Consider the following 16,838-nt stretch of genomic DNA (forward strand, 5'->3'; position numbering starts at 1 on the left):
CGAGTGACGGGGCTCGAACCCGCGACCTCCGGCGTGACAGGCCGGCGCTCTAACCAACTGAGCTACACCCGCTTGGATTGTTCCCTGCGGTGAGCGGCCGACTATAGGGGCCGGCCGGTGCTGTCAACCGCTCTCACCGCTTTCTTTCACATCTTTTACACTGCCTTGCGCATTTTCGGGCAGGCGGCCGGTCAGCGTGCCCTCCTCGAACAGGAAGCCGGCAATGTCCGGCGTGCCCGCGGCGTCCAGCACGGTGCGGATGATGATCAGGATCGGCACCGCCAGCAGCGCGCCCACCGGTCCCCACACCCAGCCCCAGAAGCTGAGCGACACCAGGATCAGCAAGGGATTGATCGTCAGCCGCCGCCCGACCAGCGCCGGCGTGATGATGTTCGATTCGATCAGGTGGCACCCGGTGAACACCAGCACGGGAAAGATTGCGTACCAGGCATCGCGGAACACCATCAGCCCGCCCAGCGCCAGCAGCATCCCGGCCATGATCGGGCCGAGATAGGGCATGTAGTTGAACAGGGCGACGATCCCGCCCCACATCAACGGGTCCGGCAGACCGATGAACCACAAGGCCAGCGCCACCAGCAGGCCCAGGGCGATGTTGATCAGCGTGATGGTGGCGAGATAGGCGGAGGTCGAATCCACCATCTCCTGGATCACGCGGGCGGTCGTCATCGCGCTCGAAAAGCTGCCCCGGCTGGTGATGGTATTGCGGCGCATCCGCGTCCAGCCGGACAGGAAGAAATACACCACCAGCAGCGCGAAGAACATTTCCAGGATGGCGATGGGCGCGGAACTCGCCACCACGTCCAGCAGCGAATTGGGCGTCTCCACCCGCACCACCCGGCCGTGGCCGCCGCCGCGCATGAAGGTGGCGGACGTGTTGCTGATGAAGCGATCCAGGCTTTGATAGACATCCAGCAGGGGCCGCAGATTGTGGCGGATGCGGCTGATCCGTTCGGGCAGCAGCGCGAACCAGCCCGCCGCCGGCACGATGATCGCCGCGATCGCGATATTGGCGCAGCCGAGAAACAGGGTGATGCACAGAAACGCCGCCAGCGGGGACGGCACCCGCCGCCGCTCGAACCATTCCAGCATGGGCACCAGCGCGATGGCGATAACCAGCGCGGCGGTGACGGGAAGAAAGAAGGCCGCGCCCAGTTGCAGCGCAAACGGCAGCGCCATCAGCAGCCCCAGGCCGGTGAACAAGGCGATGGCCGCCAGCAGGCGGTCGCGCCGCAGCGCCTCGGCCCCGCGCGCGGCGAAAAACGTCTGCCAAAGGGACGTGCCTGGCCGCTCTTCCAACTCTGCCCTCCAGCGAATCGATTCGGCCGATACGCGCCCACTTACGTGATGCCGTAGCCTGTCCCCGCTCACGCGGACAAATCATTACGCTTTTGTGTAAAGTCAGCCGTTTAGAGCATATTTACCACTCTCTGGCATTGCTGCACTGCAACAAGGAGCCGCTCGGGTCGCCGCGTGAGACAAACGGTTCGTCGTGGGTTGTTTGACCTCTGGCCCGATAGGGAGGATCCACGACGCACCAACACGGTCGCTTAGGACATGCGTATCAAGTCCTGCCGACAAGACGTGAAACTTGCCACCGTCGCTTTGTGTTCCGCGACGATCGGCGGCTTTGCGCATGTGTATGAGCCATTATGCTGTCCAAGCGTCTTGCCACGCTTTCCTCGGGGACCGGCGTCGCCCTCCTCGCGGTCTTGACGTTCCACGCATCGGCCGGGTCCGCTGCGGAAATCGTCGCGGCCCCTACCCTTACCTATGATCTCGACAGCACCGCGCCGCAAAGTGGCGGCCAGAGCATGCAGGCGACATTGACGCCGGCGGTGCAGACGGTGGACCTCGGCCAGCCCGATGAACCCGCCGCGGCCGAACCCCGCCAGGCAGCAATCACCGCACCGGCGGCGTCGGACCAGACGGCACGCATCTGCATGGCCAAGGTTGTGTTGCACGAAGCCGGCAACCAGTCCCGCGACGGCAAGATCGCGGTGGCGCAGACGCTGGTGAACCGCCTCAGGGATGGCCGCTTCGGCGACAGCATCTGCGACGTCGCCAACCAGCCGGGCCAGTTTTTCAATCTCTCCGGCTACAATCCAAGCCGCGACAGCGATCGCTGGGCGGATGCGATGAACGTAGCCGAGTACGTGTTGGGCGGCGAGGCCGACGCCATCGCTCCCGGCGCCATGTTCTTTCGCGCCAATTATGCGCGCTCCAACGGCTTTTTCCGCGGGCGCAAGCGCATCGCCTCGGTCGGCGCGCACGTTTTCTACCGCTGAGGTGGTTCGTCCGGCGGCGGATTGATCCGGCCGGACGTTTTTCCGGGCACATCATCCGGTCGTGCCGGAACCCCGCTCGATGACGGGAACAAGAACCGGACGGGCGCTGCTTGCTCTCCCGTGCTCACGCTTGCGCAGGAGCACAGGAGCCCGTGTTCGCGTGCATTTAACTGTGTCACCGGTGGACCTATCACCGGTGGAGCCCCCGCCGGCGCGCGCGGCGAAGAGCGTCCCGCCGGCGACAGGCCTTAGCGCGTGGCGTTGTAGGCGAGTTGGCCTTCGGTAAGCTGGAAGCCGACCACCAGCTCGAAATTGGCCTCGTTGATCGCGGCCTTGACCTTGGGGTCGGCCAGCGGATCGATCGACGCATCGGCATCGGTGGCCTTGCGCTTGCGGCGCAGTCGTTCTTGAACGATCGACGGCAAGGCGGCGAGAGACTTCTGCACATCCGCCGCGGCGGTCGCGGTCGCGGTCGCGCGGGTCTGCCCCTCCGCGAAGCGGACCAGCACGCGGCCCTGCTGCTTGGACATGATGCGCGATCCGCCGCGCAGCACGGTCGCAAAATAGGGCAGCACCACCTCTCGCGTGCCGAAGTGGCTGGCGCGGCGCGCCTCCACGTCGAAGGTCGCGGTGGCGTGGACAACGTTGCCTGTCTCGTCGCAGGTCGTGCGCAGGTTGGTTATGCTGGCCATCACGTCCAGCGCGCGCGCATCCTGGCTTTGCGGCGGGCTGAAGACACTGATGTCGCCCGTATAAGCGGCGACGGCAACCGCCGGACAGGTGGAGCGCACCACCGGCAGGCCCAGCGTATTGTCCAACTTGTTCTTGTCGCCGCAGCCCACCAGCAGGAGCGAAAGGGCAGTTGCGGAGAGCAGCAGCGAACGGTTCACGAACGGACCTCGACAGACGTAGGAGAGCGCCGACGAGCGGCGTCATGTCGCACGATCATAGGAAGCGCCTTTCGCTGCGGCAAGCAATCGCGTAAGCGCCATGCGATGGACGGAGCCACCGCCCCCACCCCCAAGCCTCCCTTGGACCTGCTGATCGCAGCGCCACGGGGATTCTGCGCCGGCGTCGACCGCGCTATCCGCATCGTCGAACTGGCGATCGAGCGATTCGGCGCGCCGGTCTATGTCCGCCACGAAATCGTCCACAACCGCCACGTGATCGAGGATCTGCGCTCCAAGGGCGCAGTCTTTGTGGAGGAACTGGACGAGGTGCCCGACGGCGTGCCGGTCGTGTTTTCGGCGCATGGCGTGCCCAAGGTCGTGCCGGCGCAGGCCAGCGAACGCGGGCTGGAGTTTCTGGACGCCACCTGCCCGCTGGTCAGCAAGGTGCATCGCCAGGCCGAACGGCTGGTGGACAATGGGCGCCATATCCTGTTCATCGGCCATCGCGGCCATCCCGAGGTGATCGGCACTTTGGGCCAGGTGCCCGAAGGCGCGATGACGCTGGTCGAGACGATCGAGGATGCCGAGCGCATCATGCCGGCCGATCCCGGCAATCTCGCCTTCCTGACCCAGACGACGCTGTCGGTGGACGACACCGCCGCGATCGTCGCTGCCCTGCAGCGCCGTTTCCCGTCGATCCGGGCACCGCATGGCGAGGACATCTGCTACGCCACCTCCAACCGTCAGGCTGCGGTGAAGGACATTGCCCCGCAATGCGATGCCCTGATCGTGATCGGCGCGCCCAACAGCTCCAACTCGGTCCGTCTGGCCGAGGTGGCGGAGCGGGCGGGCACGCGCGCCAAGCTGATCCAGGATGCGAGCGAACTGGATTTCGCGTGGCTCGCCGGTGTTCGGACGCTCGGACTGACTGCGGGCGCGTCGGCGCCGGAGCGGCTGGTGCGCGGCCTGGTCGAGAAGCTCCAGGAGCGGTTCGACGTGTCGGAACGCGAGATCGCGGGTGCGATCGAGCTGATGACCTTCAAGCTGCCGCGCGCGCTGGAAGTCGCCTGACGATCCGGGCGGACGCAGCATGGCCGTCTATACCCACGTCTCCGCGGAGGCGCTGGCCGACCTGCTCGGCCGCTACGATGCCGGCCGACTGGTGTCGGCCAAGGGCATTGCCGAGGGGGTCGAGAACAGCAATTACCTGGTCGATACCGACTGTGCCCGCTTCATCCTGACCTTGTATGAGAAACGGGTGGATGCGGCCGATTTGCCCTTCTTCCTGCACTTGCTCGATCAGCTGGCGGACGCCGGCCTGCCCGTCCCGCGCGCGATCCGCGATCGCTCGGGGCGGCAGATACAGGAGGTGGCGGGTCGCCCGGCCTGTCTGATCGAATTCCTGCCCGGCGTGTCCGTCACCACGCCCACGGTCGCCCAGGCCCGCTCGGCCGGGGCGGCGATGGGGCGGATGCACGCGGCGCTGGCCGGCACGAACCTCGACCGGCCCAATGCGCTCGGCGTCGCAAGCTGGTGCCCCCTGCTCGACCGCTGCGGCCGCGATCTCGACGCGATCGACCCCGCGCTCCATGGCGAGCTTTCATCGGCGTTGGACCATGTGCTGGCGCGTTGGGACAATGGCGGACCCCGCACGATCATCCATGCCGACCTGTTTCCCGACAATGTGCTGATGCTGGGCGACGACGTGTCGGGACTGATCGACTTCTATTTCGCCTGCACCGACCTGCGCCTTTACGACCTTGCCATCATGCACAGCGCCTGGTCGTTCGACCCGACCGGGACGACCCACGACCCGGCGGTCGGCCGCGCTTTGCTGGACGGCTATGCCGACGCCTTCGGGCTGACGCCGCAGGATCGGGCGCAGCTGCCCGTGCTCGCCATGGGCGCCTGCATCCGCTTCGCCCTGACGCGCGCATGGGACTGGCTGAACACGCCCGCGGATGCCCTGGTCACGCGCAAGGACCCGCTCGCCTACACGCGGCGGCTTGCCTTCTACCGGGAAATGGGCCCTCAGCTGTTCGGATGAACGACTTACCTGACGTAGAGATGGCGACGGACGGCGCGTGCAAGGGCAATCCCGGTCCGGGCGGCTGGGGCGTGGTGATCCGCTCTGGCACGACGGAGAAGGAATTGTCCGGCGGCGACGCGCATACCACCAATAATCGCATGGAATTGAGCGCCGCGATTCAGGGCCTGCGCGCGCTGAAGCGCCCGTGTCGCGTGCGGCTCTCCACCGACAGCCGCTATGTGATGGACGGGCTGACCAAGTGGCTGAAGGGCTGGCAGCGCAACGGCTGGCTGACCGCCGCCAAGCAACCGGTCAAGAATGCCGATTTGTGGCAGGAACTGATCGCCGCCGCCGCCCCGCACCGGATCGACTGGACCTGGGTCAAGGGCCATGCCGGCCACCCGGAAAACGAACGCGCAGACCGGCTCGCGAGTGACGCCGCCGTCACGGCCGGGCGCGGTTCCTCCCGCTGAGGGCGCCAGCGCGGCGCTTATCCGCCCCCTCCCCCAACCGTGGGCACTCCTTTTAGGTAACCAACGGTCGGAATGAGGGGGCGAATGCGAGCACTACGCTACCGATGAACAGCCTATCAACGGGCCGGGAGTCGCGCGGTTCCAAAAGCGGCACATATGATGAAGCGCCTTGTGCAAAGCGCGGCCGAGGCTTATTGATAACGTATCTCAACTAAAGCCCAGGACATTCGCCCCGTGCGCCTAGATCAGCTTCCCCTCGGCACCGCTTCGCGCATCGCGGCGATCGATTGGGATGCGCTGTCGCCGCAGGCTGCGCGGCGCTTGCGCGAGCTGGGCTTCGATGACGGGGTAGCGATCCAACCGTTGCACCGGGGGGCGATGCGCGGGCCGCTCGCCTGCAAGGTAGGGCGGATGACCGTCGCCATCCGCAGCGCGCTGGCCACGGCCGTCACCGTAGAGCCGGCATGAACCCTGCGCCCATGGTGGCGCTGGTCGGCAATCCCAATGCCGGCAAGTCGGCGCTGTTCAATGCGCTGACCGGCGCGCGCCAGAAGGTCGGCAATTATCCCGGCGTGACGGTGGAGCGAAAGTCCGGCCGCCTGGCGCTGGACGACGGCCGGCCGGTGGAGCTGGTCGACCTGCCCGGCACCTACAGCCTCGATCCGTCCAGTCCCGACGAACAGGTTACGCGCGACGTCCTGTTCGGGCGGCAGGCCGGCGAACGGACGCCGTCGGCGCTGGTGGTGGTGATGGACGCCACCAACCTCGACAATCACCTGCGCTTCGCCCTGCAGCTGGTGGCGCTGGGCCTGCCCACCATCGTCGCGCTCAACATGGTCGACATGGCCGAGCGCGACGGGCTGGAGATCGATACGGCGCGGCTGTCGGCGGAGCTGGGCGTGCCGGTCATCTCCACGGTCGCGGTGCGCCGCCGCGGGCTGGACGACTTGCGCGCGGCGCTTGGCCGCGCGGTCGACGGCGGGGGCAAGGCGATCCAGCCGCCATCGTCGGGCGACACGCTTTACCTGCAACGGCGCGCGCGTGCGATCGCCGCCGCCGTCACCACCGAACGCCACGGCGTGCGCACCTGGACGCAACGGTTCGACCGGGTCGCGCTCCATCCCGTGGTCGGGCCGGTGCTGCTCGCCGGACTGATGTTCATCATGTTCCAGGCGGTGTTTTCGTGGAGCGAGGCGCCGATCGAGTGGCTCGCCTCGCTCCAGACATGGCTGGCCGATCTCGCCGTGAAGACCTTGCCGGACGGCTTCCTCCGGTCGCTGCTGGTCGAAGGGGTGATCAACGGCGTGGGCCAGGTGGTGGCGTTCCTGCCGCTGATCCTGATCCTGTTCTTCTTCATCCTGCTGCTGGAGGCGTCCGGCTACATGGTCCGGGCCGCCTTCCTGATGGACCGGCTGATGGCGGGGGTGGGCCTGTCGGGCCGCGCCTTCATCCCCCTCCTCTCCTCCTTCGCCTGCGCCATTCCCGGCATCATGGCGACCCGCTCGATCGACGATCCCAAGGACCGGCTGACGACGATCCTGATCGCGCCGCTGATGACCTGCTCGGCGCGGCTGCCGGTCTATGCCGTCATCATCGGCGCCTTCATCCCGGCGCGCACGGTTGGCCCGGGCATCGGCCTGCAAGGGCTGGTGCTGTTCGGCCTCTATATCACCGGAATCTTGGGTGCGATGCTGGCGGCGGCGGTGCTGCGGCGGACGGTGGCGCGTGGTGGGGGCAGCAGCTTCATGATGGAGCTGCCCAAATATCAGCTGCCCGTGTGGCGCGACGTGGCGATCGGGCTGTGGCAGCGCGCCTACGTCTTCCTGCGCCGCGCCGGCACGATCATCCTGGGCGTCACCGCCGCCTTGTGGCTGCTCACCAGCTATCCGCAGGTGCCGGAGGGCAGCGGGCTGAAGCAGAGCGAATATTCGATCGCCGGCCGGATCGCGAGCGGGCTCCACCCGATTGTGCAGCCGATCGGCTTCGGTCACGACATGGCGCTGGCCATCATCCCGGCCATGGCCGCGCGCGAGGTGGCGGTGTCCGCACTCCAGACGGTCTACTCGATCGATGCCGGCGACGATGAGCAAGCGGGCGAGCATCGCCTGGCCCAGCGGCTACAGGGCGCATGGTCGCTGCCGACCGCGCTCGCCTTCCTGATGTGGTTCGTGTTCGCGCCACAATGCCTGTCGACCATCGCCGTGATCCGCCGCGAAACCAACGGCTGGCTCTGGCCCGCCTTCACCCTGACCTATCTATTCGCGCTGGCATGGCTTGCGGCCGGGGCCACATTTTGGGTAGCCACCGCGCTCCGACTTTAAGAAACGGGAAAAGAACATGGCCGGCAGCGTCAACAAGGTGATCCTCGTCGGCAATCTGGGGCGCGACCCCGAGTCGCGCAGCTTCCAGAATGGCGGCAAGGTGGTGGAGATGCGCATCGCCACCTCCGAATCGTGGAAGGATCGCACCTCCGGCGAGCGCCGCGACAAGACCGAATGGCATACGGTGAAGGTGTTCGGCGAAGGCCTTGCCAACACGGCCGAACGGTACCTGCGCAAGGGCAGCAAGGTCTATATCGAGGGCCAGTTGCAGACCCGCAAATGGCAGGACCAGTCGGGCCAGGACCGCTATTCGACGGAGATCGTGCTGCAGGGCTTCAACGCCGTGCTGGTGCTGCTCGACCGGCGCGAGGGCGAAGGCGGCGGCAGCGGCGGCGGCTGGGGCGATGAAGAGCGCGGTGGCGGCGGTGGCGGCGGCTTCGGTGGTTCCTATGGCGGCGGCGGGTCCGGCGGCGACAAGTTCGGGGGCGGTGGTGGCGGCTTCGGCGGCGGCAATCGCGGCGGCGGCAGCAAGCCGCAGCCGTTCGACAGCGATCTGGACGACGACGTGCCGTTCTGAAAGCGCAGCCTGCCGTCGCGCAATCACTGACCCGCCATCCGCGTAGGAGCCGCATGTCATGGCCGATCTGTCCGCTTTCCCGATCACGCGCCGCTGGCCGGCACAGCATCCGGAGTGCCTCCAGCTTTATTCGACGCCCACGCCCAACGGGGTGAAGGTGTCGATCGCGCTGGAGGAGATCGGCCTGCCCTACGAGCCGCACTTCATCGACATCGGCGCCAACGAGACGTGGACGCCGGACTTTCTGTCGTTGAACCCCAATGGCAAGATCCCGGCGATCATCGATCCGGATGGTCCGGGCGGCCATCCTTTGGCGCTGTTCGAGTCGGGTGCGATCCTGCTCTATCTTGCGGAAAAGACCGGCATGTTACTGCCCGCGGACCCGGCAAAGCGGATCGAGACGATCCAGTGGGTCTTCTTCCAGATGGGCGCGATCGGGCCGATGTTCGGCCAGCTCGGCTTCTTTCACAAATTCGCCGGCCGCGACTATGAGGATAAACGGCCGCGCGACCGCTACGTGGCTGAAGCAAAGCGCCTGTTGGGCGTTCTGGAGGGGCGACTGGCGGACCGTGACTGGATCATGGGCGACGATTTCACCATCGCCGACATCGCCCTGATCGGCTGGGTCCGTACCATTGACGGCTTCTACGAGGCAGGCGGGCTGGTCGATTATGCCAGCCTGCGCGCCGTGCCGGCCTGGCTGGAGCGGGCCCTGGCCCGCCCCGCCGTCGCGCGCGGGCTCCACATTCCGCAGCGCCCGGAATAGGACATCGACGGCGGCGATGGTGCGGCTGGACCCGCCGCATCGCTCGGCCGCTCAAAGCTTGGTCTTGAGCGCCTTCAGCGCCGCGAACGGGCTCATGTCCTGCTCGCTGACCACACCCGCCTCGCGCAGCGCCTCGTCGGCGTCGGGTGCGCGGGGGAAAGGGTCCAGCGCCAGCGCGAGCGTCTGCGCCACCGCTTCGCCCAGATCGACCGCCCCGCTTTCATAGGTCAGCGTGTCGAGATCGCCCTCGGCCAGCTCCACCTCCTGATCCGGCGAGGCATTGCCGCTCGGCACGAACCGCAACGTGAAGGGCTGGTCGATATGCGCCGGCACAGGCTCCCCGCTGGCGACGCAGGGCTGCACCGCGTCCGCCTGAATCCGGCCGCTGGCGGTCACCACATCGCCCTCGCGCGCCAGTTCGGCCGAGGCGGCAAGCCGGTCGAGGGCGATCAGGCCGAACCGCTCGGCCAGACGCCCCGCTTCATCGGGCTCGGCCGCAATCTCGACGGTGCGCGGCGCATCGCCGATCGTGTCCAGCCGATAGGGGCGCGCGAATTCCGGTGTCGTCGTCATGTCAATGTTCCACTCATAAGCCGTTCAAGGGACTGCGCATCCAGCCCCTCCTTCGTTGCGATCAATCCCTGCCGCACCACCGCCTGTTGCTCCGGCAAAACGGCCGCGCCGCGATAGATGTTGCGCGCGATCGCCTCGTCCAGGTCGCCGTCGGCAAATGCCTGCCGCAGGGCACCCAGCCGACCGCCCAGCGCCGCCACCATCCGCCCGACATGCTTGCCGACCACGATGTCGCCAATGCCGGACTGGCGCAGTTGCCCGTCCATGTCGTGGACGAACAATTCGGTCAGGTAGGCGGACGGCGCGCGTCCCGCATCCCCCTCGGCCTCCAGTCGCAGCAGGACTAGGCTGAGCATCGCGACCACCATGTCGAAGCGGCCGTCCAGCGTGTCCGGCACGCCGCCTTCGCCATACCATGTCGGGCTGCGCGCCGCGGCGGCAACGGCGCGGTAGAGCGGCACCAGCGCCTCACGCCGCTTTCCGCCGAACAGACGCCCCCACCCCATCGCCATTCACCGCATCTCCGCCACCCGCCCGCTTGCCGGGCCGGGCGCACGCGCATATTGAGGGGCCGGCGTCCGGTTGCAATCCCGACGCGATACGGGTTTGGCACAGCGTCGGAGCGATACGGAACATGGCAGCATCATCGAAGCGCGCACGGATCGCGTCTGTGGCGTTGCTGACCGTCGCTGTCGCTCTGTCCGGCTGCAACCGCGTGCGCGATCACAAGGGCTATGTGGTGGATACGACGCTGGTGAACAGCGTCGCCGCCGGCGTCGACAATCGCGACTCGGTGTCCAAGACGCTGGGCCGGCCCAGCTTCGCCAGCGAATGGGATGGCGGTGCTGCCTGGTATTATGTGTCGCGGGATACGCGGCAGTTGGCGTTCAGCACGCCGCAGCCCGTTGCGCAGGTCCTGCTGACGGTGCGCTTCGCCCCCAATGGCGAGGTCGCCTCGGTGCAGAAGACCGGGCTTGAAACGGTGCGGGACGTCAACCTCTACGGCAAGCGCACGCCGGTGCGCGGCAGCGATCGCGGTTTCCTGGCCGAGCTGTTCGGCAACATCACCGCATCGGGCGCCAGCCAGCAGGGTCCGACGGCGGACAATCCCAACCGGTAAGCACGCCGCGGCGGAGGGCCATGACGGCCGTCCGCTCCGATCCCCGCCGAACGATGTGCTGCTGCCTGCACGCACGTTCAACAGGGTAGATGCAGGCGACGTCCAGCCCCCCTTGTGCTCCCGCGAGGACGGGAGCACGACGATGTTTCGGCTTGAGCGGGAGGGGTCATAGCGGACTCCGAACCACGTAGAGTCCACCGCCGGCCCCTCAACATTAGGGATTGTGCCGCGAGATCGCTTGCTGCGCATGCGTAACCGGCCGCGCGGTGCCTGCCGACACACGGCACGACAAGATCGGGTTCCCGCTCGCACGGAGACCCGTTCACTTCATCGGGCGATGTCCGCGCCGGCCAGGATCGCCAGCGTCAGAAGTTCGGACGCGGTGGCGGTCATGGTGGCGATCTGGACCGGCTTTTCCATGCCGACCAGCATCGGGCCGATCACCGAATCCCCGCCGACCTCGCGCAGCAGCTTGGCCGAGATGTTGGCCGATTGAAGCCCTGGCATGATCAGCACGTTGGCCGGGCCGGACAGGCGACTGAAGGGATAATTCTTCTTCAGCTGCGGATTGAGCGCCACGTCCGGCGCCATTTCGCCCTCATATTCGAAGCCCGGATCGCGCTCGTCGAGCAGGGTCACGGCATCGCGGACATTGTCGATCCACTCGCCCGGAGGATTGCCGAAGGTCGAGTAGGACAGGAACGCGACGCGCGGCTCATGCCCCATCCGCCGCGCCACGGCCGCCGTATGCTCGGCGATGGCGACCAGTTCCTTGGGGCTCGGCCGTTCGGTAACCATCGTATCGGCCATGAACACCGTATGGCGCTGGCCGACGATGATGTGGATGCCACACGGCCGGCGCCCCTCGATCGGGTCGATCACGCGGCGGATCTGGCGCAGCGTCTTGCCATAGGTGCGGGTGATGCCGCTGAGCATCGCGTCGGCCTGGCCGAGCTGGAGCAGCATCGCGCCGAAGATGTTGCGATCCTGATTGACCATCGCCTCGATCTCGCGGCGGAGGTAGCCGCGCCGCTGCAGGCGATTGTAGAGGAAGTCGACCATCTCCGGGACCAGCGGCGAATGGCGGCTGTTGTGCAGTTCGTACTCGGACGGGTCGTCCACGCCCAGTTCGCGCAGCTTGTCCGGCACCTCGTCGCGGCCGACCAGCACCGGCGTGCCGTAACCGCCTTCCTTGAAGGCGATGGCGGCGCGCAGCACCACTTCCTCTTCCGCTTCGGCGAAAACCACCCGCTTCGGATTGGCGCGCGCATTGCTGTGCGCCATGGCGAGCACGGAGGTGGTGGGATTGAGGCGGCCCTTGAGGCTGTCGCGATAGGCGACCATGTCCTCGATCGGCCGGCGCGCCACGCCGCTGCGCATCGCCGCCGCCGCGACCGCCGCCGGCACCTCCTCCATCAGGCGCGGATCGAACGGCGCCGGGATGATGTAATCCTCGCCGAAATGGGGCGTGCCGCCATAGGCCGCCGCCACTTCCTCCGGCACCTGCTGCCGCGCCAGCTTGGCGAGCGCCTGCGCCGCGGCGATCTTCATCTCGTCGTTGATCGTGGTCGCGCGCACATCCAGCGCGCCACGGAAGATGAAGGGGAAACCCAGGACGTTGTTGACCTGGTTCGGGTAATCCGAACGACCGGTGGCGACGATGGCGTCAGGACGCGCCGCCTTCGCCTCGGGCGGCGTGATCTCCGGATCGGGATTGGCCATGGCGAAGATGATCGGGCGCGGGGCCATCCGCGCAACCATTTCCGACTTCAGCGCGCCGGCCGCGGACAGGCCGAGGAACACGTCCGCCCCCTCGATCGCGTCCATCAGCGTGCGCTTGTCGGTGTCGGCGGCATGGGCCGACTTCCATTGGTCCATCTTCTCGGCGCGGCCCTTGTAGATGACGCCGCCCAGGTCGCACATGATGACCTTGTCGGGCGACACGCCCATCGCCTTGATCAGTTCGGTGCAGGCGATCGCGGCCGCGCCCGCGCCGTTCACCACGACATTGATGTCCTTCAGCTGGCGGCCCGTCAGGTAGCAGGCGTTGATCAGGCCGGCGGCGGTGATGATCGCGGTGCCGTGCTGGTCGTCATGCATCACCGGGATGTTCATGCGTTCGCGCAGCGTCTGCTCGATCACGAAGCATTCCGGCGCCTTGATATCCTCAAGGTTGATGCCGCCGAAGCTCGGCTCCAGCAAAGCCACCGCGTTGCAGAAGGCGTCCACATCCTCCGTCGCCAGTTCCAGGTCGATCGAATCGACGTCGGCGAACCGCTTGAACAGCACCGCCTTGCCTTCCATCACCGGCTTGGAGGCGAGCGCGCCCAGATTGCCGAGGCCCAGGATCGCGGTGCCGTTCGAGATGACGGCGACCAGATTGCCCTTGGCGGTATAATCGAACGCAGCGGCGGGATCCGCCGCGATGGCGCGCACCGGCACCGCCACCCCCGGCGAATAAGCGAGACTCAGGTCGCGCTGGGTCGCCATGGGCTTCGACGCGATGATCTCGATCTTGCCCGGCCGGCCGGATGCATGGAAATCGAGCGCCTCGCGTTCGGAAAACTGGACGTTGCTGCCTTCGGCCACCCTGCGCCTTTCTTGTCGTGTTACGGTTTACCTAATCCCCGAAAGCCTCCGCGTCACCCCATTGCGGACCGCCGATGCTTGCCGCTAGTCCGCCCGCTTCATAGAATCACCGGGGAACCCATATGTCGGATACGATCGCAGCCGAGCAGTTGCGCCTCTTCATCGAACGCGTCGAGCGCCTGGAGGAAGAGAAGAAGGGCATGGCCGACGACATTCGTGACGTCTACAACGAGGCCAAGAGCCAGGGCTATGACACCAAGACGATGAAGTCGATCGTCCGCCTGCGCAGGATGGAAAAGCACGCCCGCGACGAGGCGGAGGCGCTGCTCGATACCTACAAGGCGGCGCTCGGCCTGTCATAAGCATAAGCGGCGGAGGGGATGGCAGGCGTGGCGACGGCACCCACCAGCATCGGGATCAGACGGGCGACGCTTGCGACCGCCGTCTCGCTGGACAAAAGCGGCTGGCTGATCCTGCTGGCGGTGACGGTTGGCACCAACCTGATCGACTTCGCCGCCGTGCCCGCCGCGGGGACGCCGCCGGGGGCAGCCTTCCTGCTGGCCGTGCTGCTGCGCATCGCGCTGGTGTTCTGGCTTGTCTATGCCCTGCTGCGACGGCTGACGGACACGCCGGGGCCGCTTTCGGTGACGATCGCTTTCTGGCGGCTGGCGCTGCTGCAGATGATCCTGCTGATCGGGGTCGGGCTCGCCACGCGGCTGGGCGCGATCATGACCGGCCCGCATCCGACGCTCGCGGCGGAATGGCTCGGCGGGCTGCTGGCGATCGCGCTCGTCGGCCTGCTGACCATCCGGCTGGCGGCGTGGCACACCGCCTTGGCGGTGGGCGAGCCGTTCGCCGCGCTCGGCCCGCTGTGGCGCGGACAGCGGGCGATCACCACGCCGCTGGCGCTCGCGTTCATGGTGCTGGTGCTGCCGATTGCGGCGCTGCATCTGGCGCTGACCCTGGTCGGGCTGCGCACGCCGCTGTCCGCGCCGGCCCACATCCTGTTGGGTATTTTCGACGGGCTGGTCCAGGCGTGGCAATTGCTGCTGTCGCTCGCTCTGGGGGTCGTGGGGTGGCGCTTCGCCCGCAACTCCGCTTCCCAGGCCGGTTGAAGCGGACGGGCGGCGCGGCTAGACCGCCCGCCACATCACCAGAGGAAGATCACAGGCCATGGCGGGCCATTCCAAATTCAAGAACATCATGCACCGCAAGGGTGCGCAGGATAAGAAGCGTTCGGCGCTCTTCTCCAAGCTCAGCCGCGAAATCACGGTCGCGGCGCGTTCGGGGCTGCCCGATCCTAACATGAACGCGCGCCTGCGCGCGGCGGTGATCACCGCCCGCAAGGAAGGGATGCCCAAGGACAATATCGACCGCTCGATCAACAAGGCGGCCGGTGGCGACGGGGACAATTACGAAGAGGTCCGCTACGAAGGCTTCGGCCCGGCGGGCGTTGCGCTCATCATCGAGACGCTGACCGACAATCGCAACCGCACCGCCACCAACGTGCGCACGATCGTGTCCAAGAATGGCGGCAACCTGGGCGCGCCCGGATCGGTCAGCCATGGCTTCGACCGGCTCGGCATGATCTCCTACCCCGCAGGCGCGGGCGATGCGGAAAAGGTGTTCGAGGCGGCGCTGGAAGCAGGCGCCGAGGACGTGGAATCGACCGAGGACGGCCACTCCATCTGGACCGAGATCGAGAATCTCCACGAAGTCGCCAAGGCGCTGGAGCCGGTGCTGGGCGAGGCGGAGGGCGTGAAGCTCGCCTGGCGGCCGCAGACGCAGGTCGAGGTGGACGAGGCGCAGGCCACACTCCTCCTGAAGCTGATCGACACGCTGGACGACGATGACGACGTGCAGACCGTGTGGGGCAATTACGAAATCCCCGACGCGGTCATGGAGAAGCTCGCCTGATCCTGATCGGCCTTGATCCCGGTCTCGGCACCACCGGCTGGGGCGTGATCGCGGCGGACGGAAACCGTCTGTCGCACATCGGCAACGGCCAGATCCGGACCGATGCCGCCATGCAATTGCCCCGCCGCCTGACCTTATTGTTCGATTCGCTCACCGACGTGTTGCGGCGCGAACGGCCGGACGGGGCGGCGGTGGAGGAAGTGCTGGGCAACAGCAACGCGCAGTCGACGCTGAAGCTGGGCCAGGCGCGCGGCGTGGTGCTGCTCGCCGCCGCCACGTCCGGCGTCGGCATCGGCGAATATCATCCCAGTATCGTCAAGAAGGCGGTGGTCGGCACCGGTGGGGCTGACAAGAAGCAGATCCAGGCGATGGTCGCGCGGCTGTTGCCCGGCGTGAAGCTGGCCGGCCCGGATGCGGCCGACGCGCTGGCGGTGGCGATCACCCACGCCCACCATCTTGCCAGCGCACGCGCACTGTCCCGCCGGGTGGCGCAAGCATGATCGCGCGACTGGCATGATCGCCCGGCTCAACGGCGTGCTGGCGGAAGCGGGCGCGGACCATCTCGTGCTCGATGTGCAGGGCGTCGGCTATCTGGTGCAGGTTTCGTCCCGCACCGCGACCGCGGTCGGGGCGGTCGGCGGACAGGTACTGCTGCTCACCGAGATGCAGGTGCGAGAGGATTCGATCACCCTGTTCGGCTTCGGATCGGGGCCGGAGCGTGAGTGGTTCCGGCTGCTGACGGGGGTTCAGGGCGTGGGCGGGCGCGTGGCGCTGGCGATCCTGTCCGTGCTCGAACCGGGGGAACTGGCGCGGGCGGTGTCGCAGGGCGACAAGGCCATGATCGCCCGCGCGCAGGGTGTCGGTCCCAAGCTGGCGCAGCGCATCGCGATGGAGCTGAAGGACAAGATCGGCGGCGTGGCGCTGGGTCCGGCCGGCGCGCCCGCCCCGGCGGGATCGGCGGATGCGGATGCGGTCTCGGCCCTTGCCAATCTCGGCTTCCGACCGGCCGAGGCATCGGCCGCCGTGGCCGCCGCCGCCGACGAACTCGGCCCCGCCGCTACGCTGGACGCGCTCGTCCGGCTGGCGCTACGCAAGGCCTCCCGCGCCTGATCCAAGGGCTCCGCTCAATCTAGCGTGGTGTGCCATCAGGGTGCTTTACCACCGTACTCCTGCGCACGCAGGAGCCAGAACCACCAGGTAAATCCCACAGCGGTTGGGGCCCTGCCCTCGCAGGAGCGCGGGCCGGATCGATCGGGACGTCGCTCCATTGACGGCGT

General features: G+C 67.3%; 19 protein-coding genes. 14 read left to right on the plus strand and 5 right to left on the minus strand.

Annotated elements, in window-relative coordinates:
- Positions 1–123: 123 nt before the first annotated feature.
- Complete coding sequence (locus tag Q0D93_RS12130; protein WP_294394797.1) at positions 124–1,254, minus strand: AI-2E family transporter; 1,131 nt, start codon at positions 1,252–1,254, stop codon at positions 124–126.
- A 416-nt stretch (positions 1,255–1,670) separates the two neighbouring features.
- Here Q0D93_RS12130 and Q0D93_RS12135 point away from each other — a divergent pair, with 416 nt between their 5' ends.
- Positions 1,671–2,306 (plus strand): cell wall hydrolase, encoded by a 636-nt coding sequence (locus Q0D93_RS12135; protein ID WP_294394678.1) that lies wholly within the window; start codon positions 1,671–1,673, stop codon positions 2,304–2,306.
- Positions 2,307–2,554: 248 nt separating this feature from the next.
- Here Q0D93_RS12135 and Q0D93_RS12140 read toward each other — a convergent pair whose 3' ends face one another.
- Positions 2,555–3,196, minus strand: coding sequence for a hypothetical protein (locus Q0D93_RS12140; protein WP_294394683.1), 642 nt, complete (start codon positions 3,194–3,196; stop codon positions 2,555–2,557).
- A gap of 105 nt (positions 3,197–3,301) precedes the next feature.
- Here Q0D93_RS12140 and ispH point away from each other — a divergent pair, with 105 nt between their 5' ends.
- The 7 genes from ispH to Q0D93_RS12175 all read left to right on the plus strand — a co-directional run bounded on the left by ispH (position 3,302) and on the right by Q0D93_RS12175 (position 9,362).
- Positions 3,302–4,267, plus strand: coding sequence for a 4-hydroxy-3-methylbut-2-enyl diphosphate reductase (gene ispH, locus Q0D93_RS12145; protein ID WP_294394686.1), 966 nt, complete (start codon positions 3,302–3,304; stop codon positions 4,265–4,267).
- 19 nt (positions 4,268–4,286) lie between these two features.
- A complete protein-coding gene (thrB, locus tag Q0D93_RS12150; RefSeq protein ID WP_294394689.1) occupies positions 4,287–5,243 on the plus strand; it encodes a homoserine kinase in 957 nt (318 codons plus the stop codon).
- Positions 5,240–5,698 (plus strand): ribonuclease HI, encoded by a 459-nt coding sequence (gene rnhA / locus Q0D93_RS12155; protein ID WP_294394692.1) that lies wholly within the window; start codon positions 5,240–5,242, stop codon positions 5,696–5,698. Before thrB ends, rnhA begins: the two co-directional genes overlap by 4 nt.
- 234 nt (positions 5,699–5,932) lie before the next feature.
- The gene (locus Q0D93_RS12160; protein WP_294394695.1) at positions 5,933–6,166 is read left to right on the plus strand and encodes a FeoA family protein; all 234 of its coding nucleotides are present in this window, start codon (positions 5,933–5,935) and stop codon (positions 6,164–6,166) included.
- Complete coding sequence (locus Q0D93_RS12165) at positions 6,163–8,019, plus strand: ferrous iron transporter B (RefSeq protein ID WP_294394697.1); 1,857 nt, start codon at positions 6,163–6,165, stop codon at positions 8,017–8,019. The genes Q0D93_RS12160 and Q0D93_RS12165 overlap by 4 nt, the downstream gene beginning before the upstream one ends.
- Positions 8,020–8,035: 16 nt before the next feature.
- Complete coding sequence (gene ssb, locus Q0D93_RS12170; protein ID WP_294394702.1) at positions 8,036–8,596, plus strand: single-stranded DNA-binding protein; 561 nt, start codon at positions 8,036–8,038, stop codon at positions 8,594–8,596.
- Between the two features lie 58 nt (positions 8,597–8,654).
- A complete protein-coding gene (locus tag Q0D93_RS12175; protein WP_294394704.1) occupies positions 8,655–9,362 on the plus strand; it encodes a glutathione binding-like protein in 708 nt (235 codons plus the stop codon).
- 51 nt (positions 9,363–9,413) lie between these two features.
- On the opposite strand, the gene Q0D93_RS12180 is transcribed toward Q0D93_RS12175, so the two are convergent.
- A complete protein-coding gene (locus tag Q0D93_RS12180; RefSeq protein ID WP_294394707.1) occupies positions 9,414–9,935 on the minus strand; it encodes a DUF177 domain-containing protein in 522 nt (173 codons plus the stop codon).
- Positions 9,932–10,447 (minus strand): ubiquinol-cytochrome C chaperone family protein, encoded by a 516-nt coding sequence (locus Q0D93_RS12185; RefSeq protein ID WP_294394709.1) that lies wholly within the window; start codon positions 10,445–10,447, stop codon positions 9,932–9,934. The genes Q0D93_RS12180 and Q0D93_RS12185 overlap by 4 nt, the downstream gene beginning before the upstream one ends.
- A gap of 158 nt (positions 10,448–10,605) precedes the next feature.
- On the opposite strand from Q0D93_RS12185, the gene bamE reads away from it, so the two are divergent.
- The gene (bamE, locus tag Q0D93_RS12190; RefSeq protein ID WP_294394711.1) at positions 10,606–11,055 is read left to right on the plus strand and encodes an outer membrane protein assembly factor BamE; all 450 of its coding nucleotides are present in this window, start codon (positions 10,606–10,608) and stop codon (positions 11,053–11,055) included.
- A 327-nt stretch (positions 11,056–11,382) separates the two neighbouring features.
- Here bamE and Q0D93_RS12195 read toward each other — a convergent pair whose 3' ends face one another.
- Positions 11,383–13,644: an NADP-dependent malic enzyme gene (locus Q0D93_RS12195; protein WP_294394714.1), complete on the minus strand. Its 2,262-nt coding sequence runs from the start codon at positions 13,642–13,644 to the stop codon at positions 11,383–11,385.
- A gap of 122 nt (positions 13,645–13,766) precedes the next feature.
- Between Q0D93_RS12195 and Q0D93_RS12200 the strand changes: the two genes are divergently transcribed.
- Genes Q0D93_RS12200 through ruvA form a run of 5 tightly spaced genes read left to right on the plus strand, consistent with a single transcriptional unit; the run spans position 13,767 to position 16,671 of the window.
- Complete coding sequence (locus Q0D93_RS12200; RefSeq protein WP_294394716.1) at positions 13,767–14,006, plus strand: DUF2312 domain-containing protein; 240 nt, start codon at positions 13,767–13,769, stop codon at positions 14,004–14,006.
- A gap of 27 nt (positions 14,007–14,033) precedes the next feature.
- Positions 14,034–14,759 (plus strand): hypothetical protein, encoded by a 726-nt coding sequence (locus Q0D93_RS12205; RefSeq protein WP_294394717.1) that lies wholly within the window; start codon positions 14,034–14,036, stop codon positions 14,757–14,759.
- 58 nt (positions 14,760–14,817) lie between these two features.
- Positions 14,818–15,561, plus strand: coding sequence for a YebC/PmpR family DNA-binding transcriptional regulator (locus tag Q0D93_RS12210; protein ID WP_294394719.1), 744 nt, complete (start codon positions 14,818–14,820; stop codon positions 15,559–15,561).
- Positions 15,558–16,061 (plus strand): crossover junction endodeoxyribonuclease RuvC, encoded by a 504-nt coding sequence (gene ruvC, locus Q0D93_RS12215; protein WP_294394800.1) that lies wholly within the window; start codon positions 15,558–15,560, stop codon positions 16,059–16,061. The genes Q0D93_RS12210 and ruvC overlap by 4 nt, the downstream gene beginning before the upstream one ends.
- Positions 16,062–16,074: 13 nt before the next feature.
- Positions 16,075–16,671 carry a Holliday junction branch migration protein RuvA gene (ruvA, locus tag Q0D93_RS12220; RefSeq protein WP_294394720.1) on the plus strand — a complete coding sequence of 199 codons (597 nt, stop codon included), beginning with the start codon at positions 16,075–16,077 and terminating at the stop codon, positions 16,669–16,671.
- The last annotated feature ends 167 nt before the right edge of the window (positions 16,672–16,838 follow it).

The organism is uncultured Sphingomonas sp., assembly GCF_934560975.1.
In the GTDB taxonomy this organism is placed as follows: domain Bacteria; phylum Pseudomonadota; class Alphaproteobacteria; order Sphingomonadales; family Sphingomonadaceae; genus Sphingomonas_I.